General features: G+C 43.4%; 23 protein-coding genes. 14 read left to right on the forward strand and 9 right to left on the reverse strand.

Annotation, left to right across the window (positions count from 1 at the left end; all coding sequences use genetic code 11):
* The 6 genes from OH461_RS14255 to OH461_RS14285 all read left to right on the forward strand — a co-directional run bounded on the left by OH461_RS14255 (position 1) and on the right by OH461_RS14285 (position 3,849).
* Complete coding sequence (locus tag OH461_RS14255) at positions 1–381, forward strand: MmcQ/YjbR family DNA-binding protein (RefSeq protein WP_270021240.1); 381 nt, start codon at positions 1–3, stop codon at positions 379–381.
* Positions 382–523: 142 nt separating this feature from the next.
* Entirely contained in the window at positions 524–808 is a 285-nt protein-coding gene (locus OH461_RS14260) for a hypothetical protein (protein WP_270021241.1), read from the forward strand.
* A gap of 148 nt (positions 809–956) precedes the next feature.
* Complete coding sequence (locus OH461_RS14265; RefSeq protein WP_270021242.1) at positions 957–1,403, forward strand: GNAT family N-acetyltransferase; 447 nt, start codon at positions 957–959, stop codon at positions 1,401–1,403.
* A gap of 126 nt (positions 1,404–1,529) precedes the next feature.
* On the forward strand, positions 1,530–2,294 hold the full coding sequence (locus tag OH461_RS14270; RefSeq protein WP_270021243.1) for a hypothetical protein: 765 nt from the start codon (positions 1,530–1,532) through the stop codon (positions 2,292–2,294).
* Between the two features lie 133 nt (positions 2,295–2,427).
* Positions 2,428–3,318 (forward strand): hypothetical protein, encoded by an 891-nt coding sequence (locus OH461_RS14280; protein ID WP_270021244.1) that lies wholly within the window; start codon positions 2,428–2,430, stop codon positions 3,316–3,318.
* A gap of 153 nt (positions 3,319–3,471) precedes the next feature.
* A complete protein-coding gene (locus tag OH461_RS14285) occupies positions 3,472–3,849 on the forward strand; it encodes a hypothetical protein (RefSeq protein ID WP_270021245.1) in 378 nt (125 codons plus the stop codon).
* Between the two features lie 855 nt (positions 3,850–4,704).
* Here OH461_RS14285 and arsB read toward each other — a convergent pair.
* Both arsB and OH461_RS14295 read right to left on the reverse strand, forming a co-directional pair.
* Positions 4,705–5,772 carry an ACR3 family arsenite efflux transporter gene (gene arsB / locus OH461_RS14290; RefSeq protein WP_270021246.1) on the reverse strand — a complete coding sequence of 356 codons (1,068 nt, stop codon included), beginning with the start codon at positions 5,770–5,772 and terminating at the stop codon, positions 4,705–4,707.
* Between the two features lie 78 nt (positions 5,773–5,850).
* On the reverse strand, positions 5,851–6,189 hold the full coding sequence (locus OH461_RS14295; protein WP_270021247.1) for an ArsR/SmtB family transcription factor: 339 nt from the start codon (positions 6,187–6,189) through the stop codon (positions 5,851–5,853).
* 186 nt (positions 6,190–6,375) lie between these two features.
* On the opposite strand from OH461_RS14295, the gene OH461_RS14300 reads away from it, so the two are divergent.
* The 3 genes from OH461_RS14300 to OH461_RS14310 all read left to right on the forward strand — a co-directional run bounded on the left by OH461_RS14300 (position 6,376) and on the right by OH461_RS14310 (position 12,597).
* The gene (locus OH461_RS14300) at positions 6,376–9,132 is read left to right on the forward strand and encodes a M16 family metallopeptidase (protein WP_270021248.1); all 2,757 of its coding nucleotides are present in this window, start codon (positions 6,376–6,378) and stop codon (positions 9,130–9,132) included.
* Between the two features lie 159 nt (positions 9,133–9,291).
* Complete coding sequence (locus tag OH461_RS14305) at positions 9,292–11,352, forward strand: TonB-dependent receptor (protein ID WP_270021249.1); 2,061 nt, start codon at positions 9,292–9,294, stop codon at positions 11,350–11,352.
* Positions 11,353–11,400: 48 nt separating this feature from the next.
* Positions 11,401–12,597: an MFS transporter gene (locus OH461_RS14310; protein ID WP_270021250.1), complete on the forward strand. Its 1,197-nt coding sequence runs from the start codon at positions 11,401–11,403 to the stop codon at positions 12,595–12,597.
* A gap of 1 nt (position 12,598) precedes the next feature.
* On the opposite strand, the gene OH461_RS14315 is transcribed toward OH461_RS14310, so the two are convergent.
* The 3 genes from OH461_RS14315 to OH461_RS14325 form a co-directional block, all read right to left on the reverse strand.
* Positions 12,599–13,561, reverse strand: coding sequence for a helix-turn-helix domain-containing protein (locus OH461_RS14315; RefSeq protein ID WP_270021251.1), 963 nt, complete (start codon positions 13,559–13,561; stop codon positions 12,599–12,601).
* Positions 13,562–13,669: 108 nt separating this feature from the next.
* Positions 13,670–14,293 carry a lipase family alpha/beta hydrolase gene (locus tag OH461_RS14320; RefSeq protein WP_270021252.1) on the reverse strand — a complete coding sequence of 208 codons (624 nt, stop codon included), beginning with the start codon at positions 14,291–14,293 and terminating at the stop codon, positions 13,670–13,672.
* Between the two features lie 87 nt (positions 14,294–14,380).
* Positions 14,381–15,046: a prepilin-type N-terminal cleavage/methylation domain-containing protein gene (locus tag OH461_RS14325; protein WP_270021253.1), complete on the reverse strand. Its 666-nt coding sequence runs from the start codon at positions 15,044–15,046 to the stop codon at positions 14,381–14,383.
* Positions 15,047–15,111: 65 nt separating this feature from the next.
* Here OH461_RS14325 and OH461_RS14330 point away from each other — a divergent pair, with 65 nt between their 5' ends.
* Entirely contained in the window at positions 15,112–15,261 is a 150-nt protein-coding gene (locus OH461_RS14330) for a hypothetical protein (RefSeq protein ID WP_270021254.1), read from the forward strand.
* Between the two features lie 48 nt (positions 15,262–15,309).
* Here OH461_RS14330 and OH461_RS14335 read toward each other — a convergent pair whose 3' ends face one another.
* Complete coding sequence (locus tag OH461_RS14335) at positions 15,310–17,001, reverse strand: L-lactate permease (RefSeq protein ID WP_270021255.1); 1,692 nt, start codon at positions 16,999–17,001, stop codon at positions 15,310–15,312.
* A 157-nt stretch (positions 17,002–17,158) separates the two neighbouring features.
* Here OH461_RS14335 and OH461_RS14340 point away from each other — a divergent pair, with 157 nt between their 5' ends.
* A complete protein-coding gene (locus OH461_RS14340; RefSeq protein ID WP_270021256.1) occupies positions 17,159–18,058 on the forward strand; it encodes a LysR family transcriptional regulator in 900 nt (299 codons plus the stop codon).
* Positions 18,059–18,181: 123 nt separating this feature from the next.
* Here OH461_RS14340 and OH461_RS14345 read toward each other — a convergent pair whose 3' ends face one another.
* Together OH461_RS14345 and OH461_RS14350 are read right to left on the reverse strand one after the other, a co-directional pair.
* A complete protein-coding gene (locus OH461_RS14345; protein ID WP_270021257.1) occupies positions 18,182–19,807 on the reverse strand; it encodes an ABC transporter ATP-binding protein in 1,626 nt (541 codons plus the stop codon).
* Between the two features lie 12 nt (positions 19,808–19,819).
* Positions 19,820–20,314, reverse strand: a complete 495-nt coding sequence (locus OH461_RS14350; RefSeq protein ID WP_270021258.1) for a tetratricopeptide repeat protein — start codon at positions 20,312–20,314, stop codon at positions 19,820–19,822.
* A 251-nt stretch (positions 20,315–20,565) separates the two neighbouring features.
* Between OH461_RS14350 and OH461_RS14355 the strand changes: the two genes are divergently transcribed.
* Positions 20,566–22,926, forward strand: a complete 2,361-nt coding sequence (locus tag OH461_RS14355; RefSeq protein ID WP_270021259.1) for a Lon protease family protein — start codon at positions 20,566–20,568, stop codon at positions 22,924–22,926.
* 75 nt (positions 22,927–23,001) lie between these two features.
* On the opposite strand, the gene OH461_RS14360 is transcribed toward OH461_RS14355, so the two are convergent.
* Complete coding sequence (locus OH461_RS14360; RefSeq protein WP_270021260.1) at positions 23,002–24,000, reverse strand: 2-hydroxyacid dehydrogenase; 999 nt, start codon at positions 23,998–24,000, stop codon at positions 23,002–23,004.
* Between the two features lie 197 nt (positions 24,001–24,197).
* On the opposite strand from OH461_RS14360, the gene OH461_RS14365 reads away from it, so the two are divergent.
* Both OH461_RS14365 and OH461_RS14370 read left to right on the forward strand, forming a co-directional pair.
* Entirely contained in the window at positions 24,198–24,665 is a 468-nt protein-coding gene (locus OH461_RS14365; protein WP_270021261.1) for a GNAT family N-acetyltransferase, read from the forward strand.
* A gap of 82 nt (positions 24,666–24,747) precedes the next feature.
* Complete coding sequence (locus OH461_RS14370) at positions 24,748–25,266, forward strand: NUDIX hydrolase (RefSeq protein WP_270021262.1); 519 nt, start codon at positions 24,748–24,750, stop codon at positions 25,264–25,266.
* Positions 25,267–25,491: the final 225 nt, after the last annotated feature.

Genomic DNA, 25,491 nt, shown 5'->3' on the forward strand with positions numbered 1-25,491 from the left:
ATGAACTACGAAGAATTTAACCATTTTTGCGGTTCTTTTGCTGGAACGAGTCACGTCGTTCAATGGGGCAATTCCGATGTATGGAAGGTTGGTGGTAAAGTCTTTGCCATAGGTGGTTGGAGCGATGGTTCCCAAGCTGCATTCACGTTTAAAACCTCCAACTTAAATTTCGACTTTCTAGGTGATTGTGAAGGTTATAAACCGGCTCCATATTTTGCTAGTCGTGGAATGAAGTGGATACAGCAGGTTGAGACTTCAGGCAAATTAGACGATGACCTAAAGTACTATTTATCGGAATCATACCGAATTGTCGCGAGTGGTTTAAGTAAGCGTAAGCAACGAGAATTGGGCATAGATCACCTAGCTGAACCACGCTCATAACAAAGCGTTTAAGACGGATTCCCAACGCTTGGCGTTTTCGGCTTTCTTCGGTTTAAGTGTTTATGTCACAATGGTTTAGGCTGGGTGGTTGGCGTTGTTCACCACTTAACGCGGCGTTATGTGTTCTAAGGAGGCTAGGGGTATGACTTTGGATGAAAAGCTAAATGGAGTAATTCAAATACTTAAGGAATCCAATCATTCGCAGGCACGACTCGAATTAGAACGCTTAAGGGAACAATATGCTCAGGGCAATATTAGCGAGCAAATAAGTGTTTTGAAGGCTTTAAAGTCTTGGTGCCATCCCAAAGCTTTAGGGGACTTGCGCGTTATGCCTATAAGCAATAAACAGTGGGAAAAAGAACTTGGCTGCTTTAGTAAGGCATGTACCAATAAAATCAAGAGATTAGAATCAAAGCGAACTGGTTAAACCAAACACATAACAAAGCGTTTAAGACGGATTCCCAACGCATGGCGCTTTCAGTTTGAATCGGCTTTAGTGTTAAAGGCACAATGGTTTAGGTAGGGTGGTTTGCGTTGCTCACCACTTAACGCGGCGTTATGTGCTTGGAGGAAATATGCAATATATCGAAGTCAAGAGTAGCGAAATTCCACTAGATTTATTGCTCGAAGCCGATCCTTCTGAAGCTAGTATCGCTTCATATTTACCTGACTCATGGTGTTTTGCTGCATTAGACAACGGACGAGTTTTTGCTGCTTGTATAGTTAAAGCGCAGACCAACAGCCTTGCTGAGATATTTAATGTATCGGTATCTCCAGAGCTGCAAGGTCAGGGTATTGGTTCTAAGTTACTAAAGCTTGTTCTATCTCAGCTACCAAGTAAGGGAATCAATCGTGTTGAGCTTGGTACGGGTACATTTGGCTATCAACTGACATATTATCAGCGTTTAGGTTTTCGAGTAGACTCAATCATCAAAGACCATTTTTTGCTAAACTACCCCGAGCCAATCTATGAAAATGGTATTCAACACAAAGACATGCTGAGATTGTACGTAAATATTTAGTACGCACATAACAAAGCATTTAAGAGTGATTCTCAACGCTTGGCGGTTTCGCTTCGCTCAAGTATAGCCAAGTATCGCTCACACCTTAATGCGGCGTTATGTTGCTAGAGTAAAAAGGACAGTCTAATGAAGAAAAATCTTGTGGTTGGCTGCACATTATTAGGTGTTGTCGCACTATTTTTCGTCGGGAAACGCAGTGGAGAAGAACTGTCATTAGCAGGTTGTGAACTGACTGAAAAGGTAGAAACTCCAGTTCATTTCTTTACGGATGACTCTATAAGCGAGTCAAAAATCAATGAATTCATAGACTACTCTAATTTTGTTCTTGAAAACTCATGTGTGCCGATGCAACGAACATTGTCAGGGATTACTAGGCTTGACCTTGCAGATTTCGAAGAAGGTGGTAGTGGTAAGCTGCATAATCAGTTAGCGCAAGCTGTAGGCGACTCGGTGTTAGAGCCACTGCAACATGAGGGGAGCTACTATGCACTAGTTCTTCCTAAAGACCACCCATTTTCACAGGACGGAAGTGCCGGTACTGCTCATGTGAATTTTAGTCGCAGTTTTCTGGTTTTATCATCTGACGCAGAAGTACATGTACTCGAACATGAACTCGGTCATTTGGCTTGGGCATGGCACAACGATACGCCAGAGTACTGGCTTAAAGGTCAACTGCTGTCAGAGAACCATAAGTTCATAAAACCTTATGCATTTGGGGCTTTGTGTCGTGAAGCGGGGACAGTGATGACGTATGCAGAAAAAGTGTTGCCAGTGTATTCCTCACCGGACATTGAATATTATGGGAAAGCCTGTGGTGATGAAGACAAAGCAGACAATGCACGACACATGCGAGAGTTTGCTCAGTCGCTAATCTTAAACACCGCAACATAACAATCTGTTTAAGAGTTATTCGCAACGCGTGGCATTTTTACTATGCGTTGCTTATAGTGGTTAAGGCGGTATGCGGCTGCATCGGTATTGCGTTGCTCACACCTTAACTGGGCGTTAGTTTCATGGAGGAAACATGGAAAATTCAGAACTATTAGAACAAGCTCTGCATAGTGGAGCGGTAATTCATCAACCACATGCATTAAAAGCAGTCTTATCTGCAAACTATCTTGCAGAGCGCTTTGGTGAAAGTTGTAAAATTTTCTCTCATACATCCATGTTGATGGCTAATGACTCAGTCGTAGCTCCACCAATTTATGCAGAGTCAATTCAAGCACCAGAATTTCAAGAGTTCCGAATTCATAGAATTCTTAATAGTGGTGTTTATCCTGCAGCTTACCAAGCCAGTTTGCAGTGGCATAACAAGAAAGGCTTTCAAGATGTTTTTAATCATTACGCTACGAAAGCAGCCTCAGTTAAGGAATCTTTGTCGCACAATGTGACAATCTTACTTGCGATGAATAGTGTTTACGAACAACTAAATGAACAGCAAATTCCAACTTTCCTTAACCGATTTACAGAGTTTGTTACGTCGACATTTTCAAATGTGGGTAATGACAAACTAGGGTCAGTAAAAATAAATGTTGCTGATGTTCTATCGTCTTGTATCAAACAGTTTGATTTCTTTGGACATAATCTCATTACTTTAGCTTGGCTATTACGATGTAAAGATGAGCTTTCATCATTACAATATGAAGCCATGCTATCAAATCTATATGTGCAGGCTAATAGCCCTGTAGAAGACCCAGACGACAATATTGATTTAGCCAATTGGGAACAATGCAAGACAGAGTCAGGGTTAGAGTATTTTGAATCACAGGTGAATCGTTTAATTTTTGGTTACACTTCCAACTTACACCAAATAACATTGGCTGATGCTTTGTGTTTGTTGCAGGCAGAATTTCCTCAGCACACAGAAGATTTTAGTAAAATAGCTCAATATCAGAGCCTTATGCTTGAAAAATGAAACTAACAAATTGTTTAAGAGGGATTCCCAACGCTTGCCATTTTCAGTGCTAATTGTTGAGTCTAGTGTTTATGGTGGTATGGTTGAGTTAGGTGGTGCGTTGCTCACCCCTTAACAAGGCGTTATGCGACCCAGTAAAAAAGGAGTTTCAAAGTGGAAGAAATAATTGATCAATTGGTTTCTCAGGGCTACGAAATATCTGGTAGTAACTCAAAGATTAGAGTAAAAATTGGAGGTTTCGCCGGTAAGGCTACAATTAGCAAAAATCATTATTCGAGTTCTTTCGTCGTATCTAGCCATGCTTGGATTCAGCTTCTATCTTTGACGTTGATCTTTTCTTCTATCATGTCATCGCTCTACAGTCAGTGGGGGCAACCTGAATTAAGCGGATCCGTGTGGTTTGGTTTGTCGGTTGGAATCCCCGTTATAGTTGTTGGGTATGTTTCAGCGATTATTTCAGAAATTCAATTACAACCGATACGTCAAGTTGTGCGAATGGCAAATTCACGGTTATCATCACCAATCGCATAACAAAGCGTTTAAGACGGATTCCCAACGCTTGGTATTTTTCATTCCATCGTTGGGTTTTGTGTTTACGGTGGTAAGGTTAAGTATAGTGGCAGCGTGGCTCACACTTTAATTGGGTGTTATATGAAGTCGGAAAAATTATCTAAAGTCGTTGTTTTCGATCTCTTAGGCCATCAGTTTTTTGGTGTTAGTAATTTCAGTTAGTTGGTCTAAATTCTTGAATCTTCCAGCACGTAAAACATGCCAATTTTCGAGGGTTACCTCAGTGGTCTTTTGTGAAGGCTCGTTGAAACTTAAGAGGGCTTAAAGTGTGGCAAGGCCAAATAGATATTCGAATAAGTCTATCAGCCTTCATATACAAATCATATTTCTAATCCGTAGCTGAACATCTGTAAGGTCTGCTAGATTGCCGCTCGCAATAATATCTAAAGGTATTCTTCCATCGAAAAATGGTCCTAGATTTTTGGTTCTCATGTAGCGGTTGCGATGTTTCTCGTCTCTAATGAGTAATTGTAAGCAGTCGTTGATAGAGAACAGTAAGTTAACTCTAATTTGGCGTTCATTGTCGTCGGTTACTTTGAGTAATATCGAGTCTATTTGCGCTTTGCTCGCCCCCCACGTCGCTAGTAGTTCGTTGGCTTGCTGTTCGATTTGGTCATAGGTACTCCGGTGCATAAATAGATGATTTCAAGTTGAAGTAAGTTTGCTTCTCCGCAACCTATACTCATATTTTTTGCTTAGATATAGACTAGTAAGGTAACTAGCTTCTTAATTTATTATAGGGTGCTGGTGGTTTGTGGCTTATAAAGAAAAGGCAACTCAAAAAGTTGCCTTTTCAATCTTCAATATTATTCAACGCTAAACTCGAGCAAGTTTGTATTTTTGCTTCATTCGCAGTGCAATGTTGACTAAGGCGATTAACACAGGCACTTCGATCAGTGGGCCAATCACACCGGCGAAGGCTTGGTCAGAGTTAAGGCCAAATACCGCGATAGATACTGCAATCGCGAGCTCAAAGTTGTTGCCCGTCGCAGTAAAGGCGATCGATGCGTTTTTATCGTATTCGATGCCCATCTTCTTACCCACAAAGAAGCTGATAAAGAACATCAATACGAAGTAGATAACCAGTGGAATGGCGACGCGCACGACATCCATCGGTAACTGTAGAATCATTTCACCTTTAAGGCTGAACATTAATACGATAGTGCCAAGTAGAGCTATTAGCGTAATAGGGGAGATATTTGGAATAAAAACTTCGTTGTACCACTGCTCACCTTTGGCTGCGACTAGCCATTTACGGCTTAAAAAGCCAGCCAGAAATGGAATACCTAAATAGATAAGGACACTTTCAGCGATATCGAGCATAGAGATATCTACAGCGAAGCCTTGATAACCAAACATTGGTGGCAGAACTGTAATGAACAACCATGCCATAAAGCTATAAGTCACGATTTGGAAAGCGCTGTTTATTGCCACTAAAGCGGCGCCATACTCTTTGTTACCGCCGCCAATATCATTCCATACCAACACCATTGCAATACAGCGGGCTAGGCCAATAAGGATAATACCCACCATGTATCCGGGTTTGTCAGCAAGGAATGTCAGCGCCAATACAAACATCAGTATTGGGCCAACGACCCAGTTCATAATGAGTGAGAGCTTAATGGCTTTTTTGTCTTTGCGTACCTTGCTTAGCAAACTGTAATTAACTTTTGCTAGCGGCGGGTACATCATCAGAATAAGGCCAATCGCCAATGGAATATTGGTGCTACCCACACTCATCGATTCGTTCCACTCAGCTACTTGTGGAAAGAGGGCGCCAATGGCAACGCCAATTGCCATTGCAGCGAAAATCCAGACAGTAAGGTAACGATCGAGAAAACTCATTTTAGGCGTTGCCGGTGTTGAAATTGCAGAATTACTCATCTGATAATATCTCATTCGTTTATCGTCGAAAGGCGATGCTAAGGTGCAGACTAAACCATAAGGTAAAGTCTTGTTGTATTACTTAAATAATGCGTTGAACAGTTGGCGGAATTGCTCAGTCTGCGCTCGATTAAGCTGATAACACATCTTTGGAGGCTGAGCTTCTGCTGTAATAAAGCCTGCTTGTCTTAGAATGCGTAAGTGCTCAGAAACCGTTGATTGAGCAAGGCCAAGTTGGCTGACTAGATCATTGTTTAGGCAACCACCCAGTTCATCTAGAGTGTGCAGAATTTTCAAAATACGAACTCGGGCTGGGTGTGATAGCGCTTTCGCTTGTAACGCAAAAGATTTCTCATCGGCCAAGGTCTGATCGCTTGCCTCTAGTGCAGATTGGTTAGCTAATTCACATTGATTCATAGTAGATGATAGTTAATCGTCGAATAACGATAATATATCCTTACTTGCATCAGAGGTCAAATGTTGATCGTAATAAAGCAACGCATTTTTGATAATTGGGTTTATTTTAATCTAATAAAGCATTATTTTATAAATCAAACCATTACCATAAATTATGGATTTTAATAACAATATAAGGCGTCAAAGATGGCTAAACGCATATTGCTTTTATTCTTGGCTGTGTTTTTTGTAGGTTGTAGTCAACCAGATCGCACAGCATCGAATAAGTCTCAAGATCACTGGTATGAAGGCAAGCTAACCAATGGCATGCAATACCACATTTACCCAACAGATAAGGAACCTGTTTCCATTCGAATGGTTTTTCACGTTGGGTCTTTCCAAGAAAACGCTCAGCAGCAAGGGTATGCACACTTTGTTGAACATATGGCATTTAATGGCAGTAAGAACTTTACAGCTAATGAAGTTGATAGGATGTTTGAAGGTGTCGATGCTGCTTCTGGCGCTGACTTAAACGCTTATACTAGTTACCACGAAACAGTGTATAAGATTGATTTGCCAAATAAATCACAGCTTTCTAAAGCATTACTATGGATGCGTGATATTGGTAATGGTTTAACTCTTGATCAAGCCGAAGTTGATAAAGAAAAAGGCGTGGTACTCGGTGAAATTCGCTTGAGCCGTCCTGAAAATAAGAATCTCTCGGAGAAATTTTATCTAAAAATGATCGCGGGTACGCCTTACGCTGAGCATGACGTATTGGGATCTGTTGAGTCAGTAAAAGGTGCGAGTGCTGAGAGTTTGCGTGCTTTTTATGAGGCGTGGTATCAACCTCAAAATGCACAGCTCATTGTGACTGGTGATATTAATGATCGCGAAGCGCAACGTTTAATTGAAGAAATGTTCTCAGATTGGCAAGCAACGCAGAGAGCACCACGCCCCCAAAAACCTTACCATGAATTAGCTTTAGCTGATTGGGTTGAGGTGGTTGGAGAATCTGAATCACCAAGCTTCAGTGTCTTGAACGAACGTGGTAGCGCTCTGATTATGAACCGTGAGCAGCGAGTTGAAAACTGGCTGGATGATATCGCGTTACGCTTGATACAAATTCGCCTAAACAGCGTTTATGACGATGCGGCTCAACCGGTGCAAGAGTTGGTGGCGATGCCTTACTATATTTCTCAGCGTCGTTATAACCTATTTTCTGTTTCGTTTGCAGAGTCGCAACGTAAAGTGTCTCAAGATTTGTTGGTGGATACACTTGCCTCTCTTCGTGACCATGGTGTAAATCAGCTAGAGCTGGACTCTGTGTTAGCGTCATACCAGCGAGATCTAGAAGACGTTAACGTGTACTGGAATAAACGAACGGCTTCCGATTTTGCAGATGACATGTCTTGGTCACTTACCAGTGACGAGCCGTATCTAACACGCAAGGAATATCGGGGAAGTCTAGAAGAACTACTCGATGAGGCTGATCTTGACAAAATCAACTTCCAGATTCGTGATTTGTTAAGTGAAGAGATGACGACGGTGATTGGCCGATCTAAAGCAGAAGCGCGCGAACCGTTATTGGCATCTATTGCTCCGATGGACAATCGTCTATCTCAACCGGGCGCAAAACCATTGACACTTGCTCTTGCGGATTCTGGCCTCGCTGAACCAGAGCAGCCAGGCACTATTGTTTCTCAACAAGAAAAGTATGGTATGTACGTTTGGCAATTATCAAATGGTGTTGAAGTTTGGTATGAGCAAGACAAGAGTATTGGTGATCAAGTGTTCCTAGTGTATGCCAATCTTGGTGGTAAAGAAGCACTAAAACCGGAATTGATCCCTGCTGCTAATATGCTGACGCCAGTAGGTTTACGTAGTGGTATTGGGGAACTGAATGGCTCAGCGTTAGATGCCCATCTGCGTCGCAGTTCAATTAGTGTGAATCCATTCTTGGGTGTGACTGATCAAAGCTTTGAAATATCCACTACTCAAGCTTCTGTGGCTGAAGCGTTTAAGCTGCTATACAACATCCATACAGACTTAAATATTGACGAACGTAATGTTGAAGTAGTGAAGCAAGAGCTGTTTGAAGAACGTGCACGTTACTTTAACTCTCCAATTGGCCGTTGGAATAAAGCAATTAGTCACAATATTTACCAAAAAGACAGCGTGTTCTTTGAGTACGGCAACCCAGATATTGCTTTGGTCACAGTTGCGCAAATTCGTCAGGCGTACAAAGCGCTGTTCCAAACGAAACTAAACCAGAAATTGGTGATTATTGGTGACTTACAACCAGCGCAACTATCGGCGGTTCTTCGTCAATACATAGCATCAATTCCTCTAGAAGCAGGTAATCCTCAGCCATTTTCGGCTAAGTACAATTCTGAGTTTGAACCTCATATTGATTTAGCGGTAAACAATGAGAAGAGTACGATTTATTCGGCTAGGTTCATTCACAAAGATGTGCGACTGAACAGTGCTAAAAGCGTGTTTATAGATGATATTATTCAGCGCATGTTAAATAACCGTCTTTCGGAATATGTTCGCGAAGATCTAGGTTTGGATTACGCACCGTCAGCGATTGTGATTCACGCTGATGGCAACTCAGATTCTGATTGGATTATTGAAGCACAAGTTGCCCCTAACGATGCAAGTAAAGTTGAGAAAGCAATTGATAAAGTGGTGAAAAATTTTGTTGATTCAATCAGTACTCAAGAGGTGAGCAACGCCGGGAAGCAACTTGCGGTCGATCTGTATCCAATTAATGACGATGCAGGTCAGCGAGCGTGGTTCTACACCCGTTACTTGCTGCATGATTACGGGGTAGAAAGCTTATTTGATCTTGATGCGACTGTTAAAGATATTACGCTTGCTGACGTACAGCAACAAATTGAACTGTACTTTGGTAAGGATACGCAGAGATTTAAAACCACATTGTCACCTCAGAAAAAATAAACGTCTCAGCCCCACTTCCGTGGGGCTTTTATTATCTGTTAAACATTTAATCCAAAAAATTCCCAATAGTGGTGTAAAAACTCCGAATATCAACATTGCTATCAATTGATATTGAATATCATTCCCTTCATCATTGTTGTGTTATTTCAAAGGATTAAAATGTCAGTTCGATTAACCGTACTTGCTATCGCTTTTGGGGCTGCATGGCCTCAAATGGTGTCAGCGAGTGACGCCTCAGATGTTGAAGTTATCACTGTTACCGCAAGCAAAATGGAAGAAAACGTCCTAGATATTCCAGTATCGGTTCAGGTAGTGAGTGGTGAAGAGCTAGAGCAAAAAGCGATATATAGTTTAGAGCCATTTCTAAAGCAGTTACCTAATGTTGCGGTATCAAACAATTATGGGATTTTTTCGTCACCCAATTATCGTGGTTTAGCGACGTCGGCATTCGCCCAAGAATCGCCGATTACTGTGTTTATCGATGGCGTGCCTCATTCGTCAGTGTATGGCATGAACTTAGGGTTATTAGATGTCGATCAGATTGAATTCTTACGTGGAACGCAGAGTACCTTATATGGGCAAAGTAGCCTTGGTGGCGTGATTAACATTAAGACAAAGCAACCTAGTGGTTACCCTGAAGGTCGAGTCATCGCTGAGTTTAGTGAAAACGATGGTCAAATGTATTTTGGCTCTTATCGACAAGACCTGATTGAAGACGTGCTTAGTTTTGGTATTGCTGCGCGCTATAGAGGCAGTGAAGGATACTTGGAAAATGAGTTTCCAACGTCTAAGCGTAACTATGACGAAGTTCAAGTGGGTCAATGGAATGGTAATGTTCGTTGGAACATCTCACCGCAGACCCACGTCATTATCTCATTTAATCATGAGGATAGTGATAACGGCGGCTTACCATTTTATGCTGAAAATGATGGCAGTTTTAAAACCAGCCAAGAGGTAGATGCATTTAACCGCGTACAAGTGTCTGATCAGTCGCTAAAGCTTGAGCATGAAGCGGATGCAGTTACGGTGACTTATTTGGCTGCCAATCAAGCGACGAGCGCTCAACATGAGTCAGATATGGATAGGACGTTCGGGTCTTCTTCTCCTTTGCTTGGTGACTTTAATGGCGCGAAGTTTTTTGATGATTCTGAAGTGAGCAGTATGACCCATGAGTTGAGACTAAGTTCTCGTTATAGTGATTTTAAATGGGTAACAGGGATTTATTATCAAGATAGTCTCTATGATGCCAAGGACAATGGTAACTACGTGCCAAACTCCTTGTTTGGGCCAATGGAAGCGCACAATAGCTCGGATGTGGCTGCTGAACAATATGCTGTTTTTGGCCAGGTTCGTATACCAGTCACAGAGAAATTTGAAACCACGCTTGGTTTGAGATGGCAAAGAGATGACAAAGAATTTGACTCAGTCAACCGAAGTGTCATGTTTGGCAGTGAGACAGTGATGACATTTTCGCAACAAGCAGATTGGGATGTGTGGTTACCAAAGATCGCTTTTGGATATAAAACGGATGCGGGTAGTTTGATCTACGCCAGTGTTTCAAAAGGTTATCAAGCGGGTGGATTTAACTTTACTGCGATGGATCCATTAACGTCGATGTATGAACCACAAAAGACGATAGATTATGAGTTGGGCTTTAAGACGGTATGGTTAGATAACGCTATCAGCTTCGATTTAAATCTATTTTATTTAGATATTACCGATGCTCACGGCCGCAGTATTGATGCTTTAAATCAAATCACATTCTTTAATGTAGACAAAGCGACCAGTTTCGGCGCAGAGGCTGATGTTAGTTGGCAGCTTGCAGAGAGATGGTGGTTAAGCAGTTCTTTGGGGTTCAACAAAGCAGAATACAAATCGGGTGAGTTTAATGGTAGTCAGATGGCAAACAGCCCTGAATTTACCTCGGCGACAACGTTGGCATATGGTGATTTTGCGGGGCTTTATGGTCAGCTGAGTTATACCTATCGCTCTGCAACTTATACCGATGCAGACAACACTCTTGAAATTGATGGTTATGGTTTGTGGGATGGCCAATTGGGTTATCGAATTGATGACTACTCGTTCTATTTCTTTGCTCAAAATTTGGCGGATCAAGAGTATCAAACTAACTATTACGCGTTGCCGTTTCCCGGCCCCGCGCCAATTTCGGGAATCGGACAACCAAGGACCTTTGGCTTAGGGGTCTCAGCTGAATTCTAATTTTGGTTAAAGTCCGTTTCTAATACTGATTCTGAAGGAGTAGACAATATGAGCAAGTTGACCAATTGGGTTTTACTGTGTGGTTTAGCGACGGTAGGGGCAGGGCAGTCGATTATATTTTCTGTGTTACCTCCGCTCGGGCGAGAAATAGGTATTCCAGATTATCAAATTGCGCTGATTTTTACCTTAGCGGCCATTGCATTCATGCTGTCTGCTCCTTTTTGGGGTAAGAAAAGTGATCAATGGGGGCGTAAGAAGCTGATTGTTTTCGGCTTCCTAGGCTATGCCATTTCGACGGCTTTGTTTGGTGTGTTTGGGGATTTAGGCCGAGTTGGTATTATTTCTGCTTTTAGTGCGTTTTTGTTTATGACGGGTGCTCGTCTTTGTTATGCATTGCTTTCAAGTGGAGTGTTTCCGTCTGTTCAAGCCGCAATGGCAGAGTCCGCCCCAGATGAAAAGCGCGCATCGGTTATGGCTTCAATTCAAGCGGCTTTCGGTTTGGGAATGATCGGTGGGCCAGCCATTGCCTCATTGTTGGTGATTGTATCGATTACGCTACCTCTATACGTGTCTGGTGCTTTAGCCGCAATCGCTGCTTTGCTAGTCATACGATTAGTACCAAACAGCAAGCCAGCAATCAGAGAGGGTGAGCAAGTTAAATTGCTCATTACTGATCGCCGTATTTTCCTTATGCTGATCACTGGGTTTGTCTATTTCATTACGTTATCCGGTTTGTTGCAGCTTGCTGCATTTCGTTATCAAGACCTGTTTTTTTTGGAGCCAAGTGCTGCGGCGGCACAAAGTAGTATTGGCTTTGTGTTCTCCGCGCTTGCAACGATTGCCACTCAAGTCATGATCATGGGCAAGTTAAAGCTGCCTGCGTCACGTATGGTTCAGTTCGGTTTGGCCTTAGGGGCGATCGCTTTTGCTTTTATGACTCAGACACAGGAGTTATGGCATGTTCACGGAATGTTTGCACTGTTTGGTATTTCAATTGGCCTGATGACAACAGGGTTCAATACCAGTGTCACTTTAGCGGTTAGTCAACAAGAGCTAGGCGCGGTATCGGGCCTAGCTGCGAGTGCGCAAGCAGGCGGATACATTGTAGGGCCGCTGCTAGCAGCGAGTCTGTACCAGTTACAAACCGAGAGTCCTTTCTGGCTGTTCGCGGTCGTCTTAGCTATTTTAACGTTGATAGTAACAGCGGCAGGTGCGCGAAGCTCCAAACCAATCCAGACCAGTTAGTCTAAGCCTTTCGACTATGTTTTAGGTCTTTAGGTTTAACGCCAAAGTGCTTGTAGAATGTGGATGAAAAGTGGCTAGGATTATTGTAACCAAGGCTTTGGGCGATATCGGTAATAGAATGGTTCATCGTAGTAATCATTTGATAACCACTTTCCATTCGACGGCGAATCACATACGCATAAGGGCTTGTATTAAGTACCGCTTTGAAGTCTTTTTTCAATTGGCAGTCGTTGGTTCCAACCATTTTGGCTAACTCAAACAGTTTAGGAGGGGAGCTTAATGATTGATTGAGAATGTGCTGCGCATGTTCAACTCGCTTGCGAGTTTTATTCTCAATGTTTCCTGTCTCTAACGGTTGGCTAAACAGTGACTGAATACTCAATGCGATGAGTTCATAGGCTTTGCCTTTGAGGAATACTTGTTTGATTGAGCCAGACACTGGAGGGTTGAGTAGTAAGTCGATGCAGTTTTGCATTGGAACATTGTTGTTCATCGAAATGTGCATGTAGCCATTGGCTTTTGCAACGTCGCAGTGCTCTAACAACGTGTTGAATTCGGTTAAATAATTTTTGGTTACGCAGATAGAGACAATTTGCAGATCTTTGGTTGGTTCAAACTGAGCAGTACCCTTAAATTGATGGTGGCTGCAAAGATTGGCCGTGTTTGGTTTCGCGACGTGGTGGTAGTTACACTGATTGGATGTTGTCGTAATAGTGCCATTTTTGACAAAAGCAAGGGACACATATTCACCAGAATCTTGAATAGGCAGCGTTGTCTTTTGGTGAACTTGTCCTCGAAAAGTGATGATTTCTATCTCATCAAACTTAAAACGAGAAACCTCTAACTCAGCACCGTCGAGTTGAACCATTTCATGGCTTTCTGATCCTTTAACAAAAGTATGGCTTGGTACTATACCTTGTTCGCTATCAGTAGAGAGTACTGGAGTAGTTGGACTCTGTGTCATGGCTGTTTGTAAATGATTATCAGTTGCACCATTCTATCAGGTTTATCAATAAAGTAGAGGGGATTAGCGATGAATCCCCCGCAAATATATCAATGGAAAGTGAGGGAGTTACGTTTGATGTTGGAAGGTATTATGTTCAGAAAAATATTTAATTTGCTCAGGCACATACGAGCTATAAATCATGCTGGTGTGTGAGCTTGGGATTTGAATATGGTCGGTCATACCTTCGATTTTGGTTTCTTCGACCGTGACAGTACCATCAGACATGATGGAGTTATCCATCATTAATAGCGCTCGAGCCCCTAACGGAAGTGTACCCGCGATGCTGCCGAGCTTTTGCTCAAAGTCCCAAATGTCATCATGCATGTTAAGTCCATGCTCTGGCGAGTTACCTAAGATGGCATCCATTCCTAAATCTCGAATCCGGTTCACAATAGAAGCCCCTTTAATCGGTGATCCTATTGTCACTACGTGGCTGATCTGTTGTAGGGAAGGGCGGCGCGAAGCAAGGTATTTTTTAATGATTAAGCCACCCAAGCTGTGACCAACCAGAATATTGGTTTGAGAATCTGATAGGGCATTATCGATGCGGGAGAACACCTTCTCTTGTTCTATCGCCACGGTGTTGTAGGTGATAACTTGGGTATCAAAACCAAACTTTCTTAGCTTATGGCTCAATGGCTGCATCACAAGGCCATGCATATAGAGCCCATGCAGGATGACGATTTTCATTTACAACAACTCTTAGATAAACAAGCTTATGTAAATCATGCCAGAACGGTCGGTAAAAAACGTTGTTCAATAACGCAAATTATAAGATCAAAATGGTTCAGTCGCTTGGTTGTATTTGAGTAGTTCGTCATTCCAACTTAGTGATTGGCTTAAGTCCGTAGTTCCTGTCACCATTTCGCCATCCACTGCGTTATAAAGAATAAATGGTGCGTCGGTTAAGTCGCCTTCTAAGCTGTAGAAATGACAATAGGAATGATAGCGACGGCGTTGATGAATAAAGACTTTGTAGCCGTTTTGTTGGGCCACCAGCATATCAGCATAATTGACGCGATTGGCGTTTTCGCCCCCTTGTTGCGGGTTCGTGCTGCTAAACCTCGGGTGGTTATCATAGTGATCGGAGTTGAGTAAGGTTGCAAAGGTCGCAAAACAGTTATTGGGGTTATTGATATTGCGAGAGTTCGCGCGAGCAGGGAAACAGCTACCAGAAAAGCTCGATTTGATACCGTCAATTTCAAATGGGTTTGAGTTATCAAACTTACCAGAGCTTTGATCACCACCGCGCGCATAGCAGGCTGCTTGGTAAATGTTTACCGCCGAGCGATAGTGGTCAAAAAGCGTGGTGACTTTTGACGTTTCAGCTTGCTGGCTAAAATTGATAAAACGAGGCAGTGCCACCACAGCGATGACCGCTAAAATTACGATAACTACTATTAGTTCTATTAACGTAAAGCCCTGCTTCGGAACACGTTTCATACCACTGTCTCACTAATGAACCTTAGCTTCATAGTAACGATAATTTTACCGGAATGTAAACGGTAATGATAAAAACAATCGGTGCAAAAGCACAGAATCGCAAAACAGAAGGAGGAAAATTGGTGCTGACGCTCGGTGGGGTTGCTAGTGTGGTAGGGCACAAAGCGGGTCTTGTCGGATTAAATGAGCATCAACACCAATGGTTTGGGGGGTAGGATAAGGCGGAGCCACGCCGACGAGGGATTAGCGCAGCTCCTTAGCTTTTACTTCATTAGTACATCGGTAAATTGGACACCGTAGATAAGGATGAGACCAATAATGCCCGTCATAACTAGGTAGTAGAATGTTGGGATAACCGTTTTTCTCAGTGTTGCCCCTTCACGACCTAGCAGACCAACTGTTGCTGATGCGGCAACAACGTTATGGATAGCCACCATGTTACCTGCAGCTGCACCAACCGCTTGTAGAGCGACGACGATAACACTAGAGATAGACAGTGTTTGTGCCACTTCGAATTGGAACTGGCTAAACATCATGTTAGATACGGTGTTGGAGCCTGCAATGAAGGCACCTAAAGCACCCACTGTCGCGCTCAGTGATGGGAATGCACTACCCACAAGACCTGCGGCAAAGTTTGCTGTCGTGACCGGCATACTCGCCAGATCGGCGCCATTGACTCCTGAGTTAATGAAAATACGTACCATCGGGATGGTGAACAGTAGAACGAAACCCGCACCAATCAATGTTTTGCTTGATTCAGCTAATGCTGCGCCTAACGGCTTAACACTCTTCGCTTGCATCAATACCGCAATAAGTGCAACGAAGACCAATATTCCGCCCGGCAGGTAGAGTGGCTGAATCGCGGTGCTGATACCCGCTTCACCTAAAATGTTGCTAAACGATAAGCTAACGCTCTTTAGTAAACCTTTGAACTCTGAACTCACGCGGCTAGCAACTAACACGACTGCAAGAAGAACATACGGTGCCCACGCTAGCGCAAGGCCCATTGGTTTTTGTTTGTTGTCATCAAGTTCGATTTTTAGAGAGCCTAGCCATTCAGCTGGCCACTTATCTTCTGATTCAAAGTCCCATTTGCTCTTAGGCACAAGGAAGCCTTTCTTCGCTGCTGTTACGACAATCGCCAGACCAAATAGACCACCAATAAGTGATGGGAACTCAGCGCCCAAGAATACACCAGTCAATGCGTATGGAACGGTGAATGAGATGCCGGCAAATAGCGCGAAAGGCAGGATATCTAGGCCTTCACTCCAGCTCTTATTTTTACCAAAGAAGCGGGTGAGCATCATGGCCATGAGTACTGGAATCAGCGTACCAACCACAGCGTGAATTAGAGCCACACTTGATGTGATTTGTTGTAGGTAAACTTCCCAGCTTGAACCATTTGCGACAAGCTGGTTACCAATCATGTGTGTGTCTAGGCCTTTGTTAACACCAACGATAATCGGTGTGCCAACTGCGCCAAAAGAGACGGGTGTTGATTGAATCATCATGCCCATCAGTACCGCTGCTAGCGCAGGGAAACCGATCGCGACTAATAGTGGTGCTGCAATCGCTGCTGGTGTACCGAAGCCAGATGCACCTTCAATGAATGAACCGAAACACCAAGCGATGATGATGGCCTGTACACGACGGTCAGCGGAGATGTCTGTAAAGCCGTTACGGATGGTGGTAATCGCACCGGTGTGTTTGAGAGTGTTAAGTAAGAAGATGGCGCCAAACACAATCCAAAGTACGGAGACGGTAATGCCTAAGCCTTGGAATACTGAGGCAACTACGCGAGTTACCGACATGTCCCAAAATACTAGGGCGATGATGACGGTCAGGCCAAATGCAATTGGCATGGCTTTCTTTGCTGGCCAGTTAAGTCCAACTAAAAGAATGGCTGCCACCACAATGGGTGAGAATGCCACTAAGGCAAGTAGGGTTTCATTCATGGAACTTCCTCGTTCGGGCTGAGTTCAGTTTAAGCTGACGAATTTTTTATTAGAGTAGTTGTGATATATGTGTTAATTCGGTGTGAATGTTACGCTTTATTTTTTGTGAATATAGGGAGATAATGAAAATGATTGATTCCCAAAATGGCATAATAAAATGCGTGCAGATGACTTAATTCTCTTTTCTCAGGTGTTTGAATTGGGCAGTTTTAGTAAGGTGGCTGAACAAAATAACCTTACAAATTCGGTAGTTAGCAAAAGAATCGCGCGTTTGGAAGAGCAAGCTGGTGTGCAGTTATTGTATCGAACCACGCGCAAATTAACCTTAACTGAAGCAGGAAGAGCCTTGTTACAAGGTGCTAAAAGTGTGAAGCAGGCCACTCAAGAGGCTATGGACTCGGTTTCAGGCTTTGGTGAAAAAGTCACCGGACACATCAAAATGTCGGTGCCGACGATCTCTGGCGACCTCGTTTTAGCTCATGCAGTGGCGGAGTTTTGTTCGATGCATCCGGGCTTAACCATTGATATGTCACTAGATAATCGCTTTGTTGATTTGGTCGACGGTGGTTACGACTTGGTGATTCGAACCGGGTACTTGGAAGATTCGAGCTTAATTGCTCGTCATATACTCGATTCACAATGGGTGGTTTGCGCCTCTCCGGAATATGTTAAACGTTACGGTAGGCCGATGAAGCCTGATGATTTGACGCAGCACAACTGCTTGCAATACGCGTATCAAACCACAGGCGCGAGTGATTGGGAGTTTAAAGGGCCGACTAAAAACTACATCGTTAAGGTGACAGGCTCATTTTCTACAGATAATGCAACTGCGCTGCGTAAAGCCGCTCTAGGCGGTTTTGGGATCGCCTACATGCCAAGATGTCTTGTTTATCAAGATCTCAACTCAGGTGAGCTGATAGACCTGTTTCCAGAGCAAGTAGGTAAGCGATTAGGTATCTACGCCGTCTACCCGTTTACGCGCCAACCGCCAAAGAAAGTGAAGCTGCTGATTGAGCATATAAAGAATCGTTATCTGGAGATAGCTCACTGCTTTTAACTCCAGAGCGTAATTTGTGAACCTGTAGTTGACGAAGCTGCTGTTAGCGAATAGCGCATGAGTTGATGACACAAACAAAAACGCCCAGCATTGTGCTGGGCGTTTGTACGTTCAAGCATAAAGCTATGCGACAGCGACTTCTTCTTCGTCGAGATCAAATGAAGCGTCAATCAGCTTTTTGGTGTAGTCATTTTGCGCATTGTGGAAGATTTCTTCTGCAGTACCTTGTTCCATTACCTCACCTTTCTGCATCACAAGTACGCGATCAGACAGTGCTTTTACAACACTTAAATCATGGCTGATAAATAGGAAGCCGATATTGTGTTTCTTCTGAATATCTTTCAAAAGGTCGATAACGGTTAGCTGTACAGAACGGTCAAGTGCTGACGTTGGCTCATCAAGTAAAATAAAAGATGGCTCAAGGATAAGAGCACGCGCAATCGCGATACGCTGACGCTGACCACCAGAGAACTCGTGTGGGTAGCGGTTGATCGAATGCGGGTCTAGACGCACTTCTTCCAATGCTGTGCGAGCGCGTTTCATACGTTCAGTACGAGATAAGTTTGGTTGATGCACGGTGAGCGGTTCTGTGATGATGTCACCAATCGTCATACGTGGAGAAAGAGAACCATAAGGGTCTTGGAATACCATCTGAACGTCTTTTTTCAGTTCAAATTTCTCTTTGTTGCTTAGGGTCGCAATATCACGACCTTTGTATTCGATCTTGCCTGAACTTGGCAGTAAACCAATTAAAGCGCGGCCTAGAGTGGATTTACCTGAGCCAGATTCCCCCACGATACCTAACGTCTCACCTTGTTTTAGCTCCAGTGAAATGCCTTTCACGGCTTCAAAGTATTCGTTTTTGCTTTGAATGAACTTCTGCTTGATCAGGAACTTAACGCGAATATCTTGCGCTTTTAGCAGTGGCGCTGCATTTTCTTCGATAGGATCTTTGCTGCCTTTCGGAATCGAGTTAATCAGCATTTGCGTGTATTCGTGCTGAGGCTCAGCGAATAGGGCATTACATTGGCCTTCTTCTACAACGTCACCTTTACACATGACAATCACGCGGTCGGCAAAGTGTTTCACCACACCTAAGTCGTGAGTGATGAACAAGATGGCCATGCCCATTTTAGCTTGAATCTCTTTGATAAGATTGAGCACCTCGGCCTGTACTGTTACGTCTAGTGCGGTCGTCGGTTCATCCGCAATGAGAATGTCTGGTTCATTGATTAACGCCATCGCAATCATGATACGTTGCAACTGGCCACCAGAAAACTCATGTGGATACTTTTTGTATGCTGTTTCTGGGTTAGGTAAGTGAACCAAGTTAAACAGTTCGATGACTTTCTCTTTGGCTTGGCGTGAGTTCACTGGTCGGTGACACATGATCGCTTCTGCAACTTGGATACCGACACGCATGTATGGGTTCAGTGACGTCATCGGCTCTTGGAAGATCATGCCAATACGATCGCCACGAATCGACTGCATCGCTTTTTCAGAAAGCTCGGTAAGCTCTTTGCCTTCAAACGCAATGCGTGAGTCTGGGTGAACAATCGAGTTACCCGGCAAAAGGCGCATTAAAGCGTTGGTAGAAACGGATTTACCACTACCAGACTCGCCCACAATGGCTAAAGTCTCGCCTTTAAAAAGGTCAAAATTAACGTCTTTTACCGCGTCAACGATACCATCATTGGTAGTAAAGCTAACCGAGAGGTTACGAACAGTAAGAATAGGTGCTTGTGACATTGTACTTCCTTATCAATTTATCACGTGTGAATGATCGTGGTTGCTGCCTTGATACTTCAAACTATCAAAGTGGTGATGGGCTTTTTGCACTTGTTCAAATTCCAACATCCATTGCGCATTGCGTTGTGCTGAACAAAATGCACCCATATGGCGCAACAAGTCTTCACTATGTTTTCTAAGAATATGATCCGTGGTTCGAACCAAATCAGAAGGTTCGATAGAAATAAATTGCAGTAACGCATAGGTTTGATTAAGCGTATCAAAGGCTTCTTGATGCTGGCCCATGCGATTAAGAATTTGGGATTGAGAAACGGAGGCATCACGAATGCCTGTCACTAGGCATGAAAACTGGCAAGGTTTGGTTTCTTTATTGTTCAAAGCGGCATGCACATGCTCTGGCATATGTGACAGCACTTGCTCGAAGAGATAGTGGGCTTCTGGCCAATGACCTTGTTCTAGTAACTGCTCAGCTTTCAAGTAATGAGTCCAGCATTGCTGTAGATCCATGTGAGCTTACTCCTTGGGTTTAAATCCTTTCACCTACTAGCGAAGAACTTGATAATTCTGCACTCAGGCTTGCTTGGCCATATATTAAAATGCAATTCATTAACGGATGCAAATAATTATCATTATGAGCTTGTTTTAAGGTTGAATTGATGGATATTTGAGCGGTTAGACGTGATTTCGGTGTAAGTCACTAAAATGTAAATGGAAATCGTCTAGTCTAATATTAGTGAGGGTTTAATAAGGACATAATAATGACCATTCAAAGGCTAGAAGCTGCGCAGCTTTATCAAGAAACTCAATTGGATAAGCTGCCTAGTAAATCGACAAAAGAATTACCTCCGATCGATGAAATTGTTGGTCAAGAACGTGCGCAAAAGGCGGTTGAGTTTGCCATGTCGATCAAGGAGAAAGGCTACAACATCTACGCCATCGGCCAAAATGGCTTAGGTAAACGTACCATGGTGCTGCGTTACCTCAATCGACATAAGCACGATACGGATGGCTTGTTTGATTGGTGTTATGTGGCGAACTTTGAGGATACCCGAACCCCTCGAGTGCTCAAATTGCCATGCGGTGTCGGTAACCGATTCAAACATGACATTGAGAAAATGATTGCCAAGCTGGTGGTCGCCATGCCATTAGCGTTCGATAACGAGCTCTACTATACCCGTGCTGACAAGCTCAAAAATCAGCTCGCGCAGAAACAGCAAATCGCACTAGAGGCCATCAGTAAAGAGGCCAAACAAAAAAACATCAGTTTAACGGTGACCAATCAAGGCGACTATCAGTTTGTTGCAATGAATGGCGAAGATTTGCATACCGAAGAGTCTTTCGATGAGCTGAGTGATAAAGAGCAAGAACGCTTTAGCGACACCATTGACGCGCTAGAGGTTCAGTTGCGTGACATGGTGCGTGAGCTGACCGAATGGGAAGAGTCTTACAGCGAGAAAATCAAAAAATTAAATGAAGATGTCACTTTGGATGTGGTTGCTCACTTCATTAAACAACTGAAAGCGGATTACTCAACCTATTCCGATATTAAACAGTACCTGACTGAATTACAGAAAGATATTGTCGATAACGCGGATATTTTCCTCGAACAATCCAATGAGCAAGCAGAGATCGCCGCCGCCTCTTTAGATAAGAAGCTTCCGCGTCGCTATAAAGTGAACGTATTGGTTAATCGACCTGCGTGTGAGTTTCCGGTTGTGGTGGAAGAAAACCCGAACTATCACAGCTTGTTTGGTTACATTGAAACGGCCACCTTTAAAGGCACCGTGTTTACTGACTTCTCACTGATTCGTGCGGGTAGTTTACACAAAGCCAATGGCGGTGTGCTGTTGATGGATGCGCAAAAAGTGCTTGAGCAGCCCTACGTGTGGGATGGCTTAAAGCGCGCACTGCGTTCGCGTCAATTGAGTTTTACTTCATTAGAGAAGGAGCTAACGTTAACCGGTGCAGTTTCGCTCGATCCTGAGCCAATTCCGCTCGATGTAAAAATCATCCTGTTTGGTGATTACCGAACCTACCAACTGCTGCAACATTACGATCCGGAGTTTAGTGAGCTGTTCCGTGTGACTGCTGATTTTGAAGATGAGATGAAACGGACTGAAGACTCAGAGCTCCATTACGCACGTTTTATTTCTAGTGTGGTGCACGATAATGGCATGCTGCATTGTGATCGCAAAGCCATCGGACGCATCATTGAACACAGTGCTCGTTTAGCCGGTGATCAGAATAAGATTTCGCTCCACTCTGCCCATATTGCCAACCTATTGCGTGAGTCAAACTACGTGGCAAGACAAGCCAACGCCAATATGATTCGCTCTTCTCATGTTGAAGAAGCGCTGGCGAATCAAGAGCTTCGCGTCAGTCGTTTAAAAGATACCGTGATGGAAGGCTTTATTAATGGTACGACACTGATTCATACCCATGGTGAAGCGGTAGGGCAGGTTAATGCGCTTTCTGTGCTGAGCACCAGTGAATACATGTTTGGCGCGCCAAACCGCATTACTGCCACGACCTGTTATGGAGAAGGGGATGTCATTGATATTGAGCGCAGTGTTGACCTTGGTGGCAGTATTCACTCTAAAGGCGTGATGATTTTGACGGCTTACTTGTCATCGGTATTTGGTAAAACGGCGCGAGTGCCACTTACGACGACGATTACCTTCGAGCAATCTTACGGTGGCGTGGATGGTGACAGTGCCAGCATGGCTGAGTTTTGTGCGGTGGTTTCTGCCTTTTCCAAACAACCGAACCGACAAGACATCGCAATTACTGGCTCAATGAACCAGTTTGGTGAATCTCAGCCAATTGGTGGTGTGAACGAGAAAATCGAAGGCTTCTTTGATGTTTGTGTTATCAAAGGGCGTAACAACACCCAAGGGGTGATTATTCCTCGCTCTAACATGCACAATCTGATGCTTCGACCTGACATCGTGAAAGCGGTTGAGAAAGAAGAGTTCCACATTTGGGCGATTGATCATGTCACCGAGGCGATAGAGATCTTTACTGGTAAACCAGCGGGTACGCCAAGTGATGAGGGCAGTTACCCAATCGATACTATTTTTGGTATCGCTCAAGCTAAGCTTAATGCGTTAAGAAAATAGCCACGGCTTGCAACAATCGTTGACAATAATAAAGGCGCTTCAATCAGCGCCTTTATTCTATGTCACTCAATGGTTTTAATATTCAATTAATTCATTACCAGATAACTGACCTTTAAAATACGATTGAATGTTGTTGAGTGTGGTATCAGAAATATTGCCTAGCGCTTCAGAAGTTAGGAACGCTTGATGACCAGTAAATAGTACGTTATGACAGGCCGAAAGGCGGCGGAATACGTCATCGACAATCACATCGTTCGATTTGTCTTGGAAAAACAAATCGCGTTCATTGTGGTAAACATCTAAACCAAGTGCGCCAATTCGGCCACGTTTTAGTGCCTCAATTGCTGCAGCAGAATCAAGTAACTCTCCACGGCTGGTATTGATGATCATAACACCATCTTTCATTTTGTCGAACGCGGCATCATCAAGTAGGTGGTAGTTTTCTTTCGACATCGGGCAATGCAACGTGATGACGTCACTTTTTTCAAACAACTCTTGTTTCGATACATACTTTGCACCCATCTCAAGGGCTGCGGTATTTTCGTATGGGTCGAAGCAAAGGATGTTCATGCCAAGACCTTTCAAGATGCGCATGGTCGCGATACCGATTTTACCCGTACCAATAATACCAACCGTTTTGCCGTGGAAGTTGAACCCGACTAGGCCATCCAATGAGAAGTTAGCATCTCGGGTGCGTTGATAAGCTTTGTGGAAGCGTCGGTTTAGACACATCATCATACCAACGGCGTGCTCAGCGACTGCTTCTGGCGAGTAGGCAGGAACTCGTACGACTTGAATACCAAGTTCTTGCGCTGCAGGTAGGTCAACGCGATCAAACCCCGCGCAACGCATGGCGATCAGTTTGATGCCTTGCTCAGCAAGTTCCTCTAACACCGGGCGGGAAAGGTCATCATTTACAAATGCACAAACCGCTTGGCAATCTTGTGCCATCTTGGCGGTTTTTTCAGTTAGCTGAAAATCATGAAAGTGAAGGTTATATTCGTATGCTTGATTACTCTTGTTGAATGAAACTTCATCGTAAGACTTAGAACTGAATACGGCGACATCTACCATAGAAAATACCTCAATAATGGGCGGTGCTATTCCATAAGTTATTTGTGGAATTAAACATCCAAAATCTAATTACTATAGATATACGCAACGAACAGAAAAATAAACCATGAATATTTTGTGGTAACCGAGAATATATTGCCTGAGTAGCGTTGATAGTTATAATGATGTTGCAAAAAAGATAATAAAGGAATATTCAAGTGATCACTATTTCAGAAATGAACTCTGACCATCTTGCTCAGGTTTCACTATTAAAAGTAGTAGAAGAACAAGAGAAATTTGTAGGGACGATGGATGAGATTTTATCGGATGTGAATGATGAGGTGCACCCTCATGTGATCTTACATCAAGATAAGGTGGTAGGCTTTTTCCTCATCGATACCTATTACCAATATGGTTATGACTTTTGCCTGCAAGATGGCTTAGGGCTAAGAGCGTTCTTTATTGATGCAACCGAGCAAGCAAAAGGCTACGGAACAAGAGCGGTAGAGGCGCTTTCTGGTCATTTGAGTTTGAACTATCCGAGGTTTAAGTCGGTCTATTTAACTGTGAACTGCAAAAACCCCGCAGCCTACAGTTGTTATCAAAAAGCAGGGTTTATGGATACCGGTAAGTTATATCATGGTGGTGCAGCAGGGCCTCAGCACATTATGCAGATGCACTTTTGATCATTAACGAGAATTAAGCTCACGTTGTGGTAAATGGTGACTGTGCTAAAATCGCCAGCTTTTCTGCCAGTTGTAAAAAGTTATGCGTCATTTAAAAACTACCATCCATCCTGACATCGACCATCTAGACGATAAATCGGTATTTCAGCGTAAAGCCGCACGAGCGATAGTTATCGATGGTGAAGACATTCTTCTGCTCTACACAGAGCGTTACCATGACTACACCATTCCTGGCGGTGGTTTAGATGAAGGTGAGGATGTTATCTCAGGGATGGTTCGCGAGCTAGAAGAAGAAACTGGCGCAAACAACATTCATAACATCAAACCATTTGGTATCTATGAAGAGTTTCGACCTTGGTACAAAGACGATGCCGATGTGATGCACATGACGTCATATTGCTACACGTGCAAGATTGACCGAGAGTTAGGCGAGACCGCTTACGAAGATTACGAAATCAAGAACGGCATGAAGCCAGTGTGGATGAACATACATGATGCTATCGCTCACAATGAGAAGACCATGGCTGAAAGCCCAAAGAAAGGCATGAGCATTGAGCGCGAGACTTTCTTACTTCACTTGGTTGCACAAGAAATGTTATAGAATTAACCCACTACGGTGGGTTTTATTTTGTCTGCGAAATGGTGAGATAGGAAAAGATAGATGGATGAGATGAAAACGTATTTTGTTTCATAACAAATCATCTCATTGAACAATTTCAGTATATACTTACTCAAGTGATTGAATTAATAATATTAAAATTACCCAAGGTTTAATGCCAAAGTAGAGAGAAACCAGCTAAGGGAGTAGCTATGGCTAAATTGCGAC

The sequence above is a fragment of the Vibrio sp. LaRot3 genome, assembly GCF_027587025.1.
Lineage (GTDB): Bacteria > Pseudomonadota > Gammaproteobacteria > Enterobacterales > Vibrionaceae > Vibrio.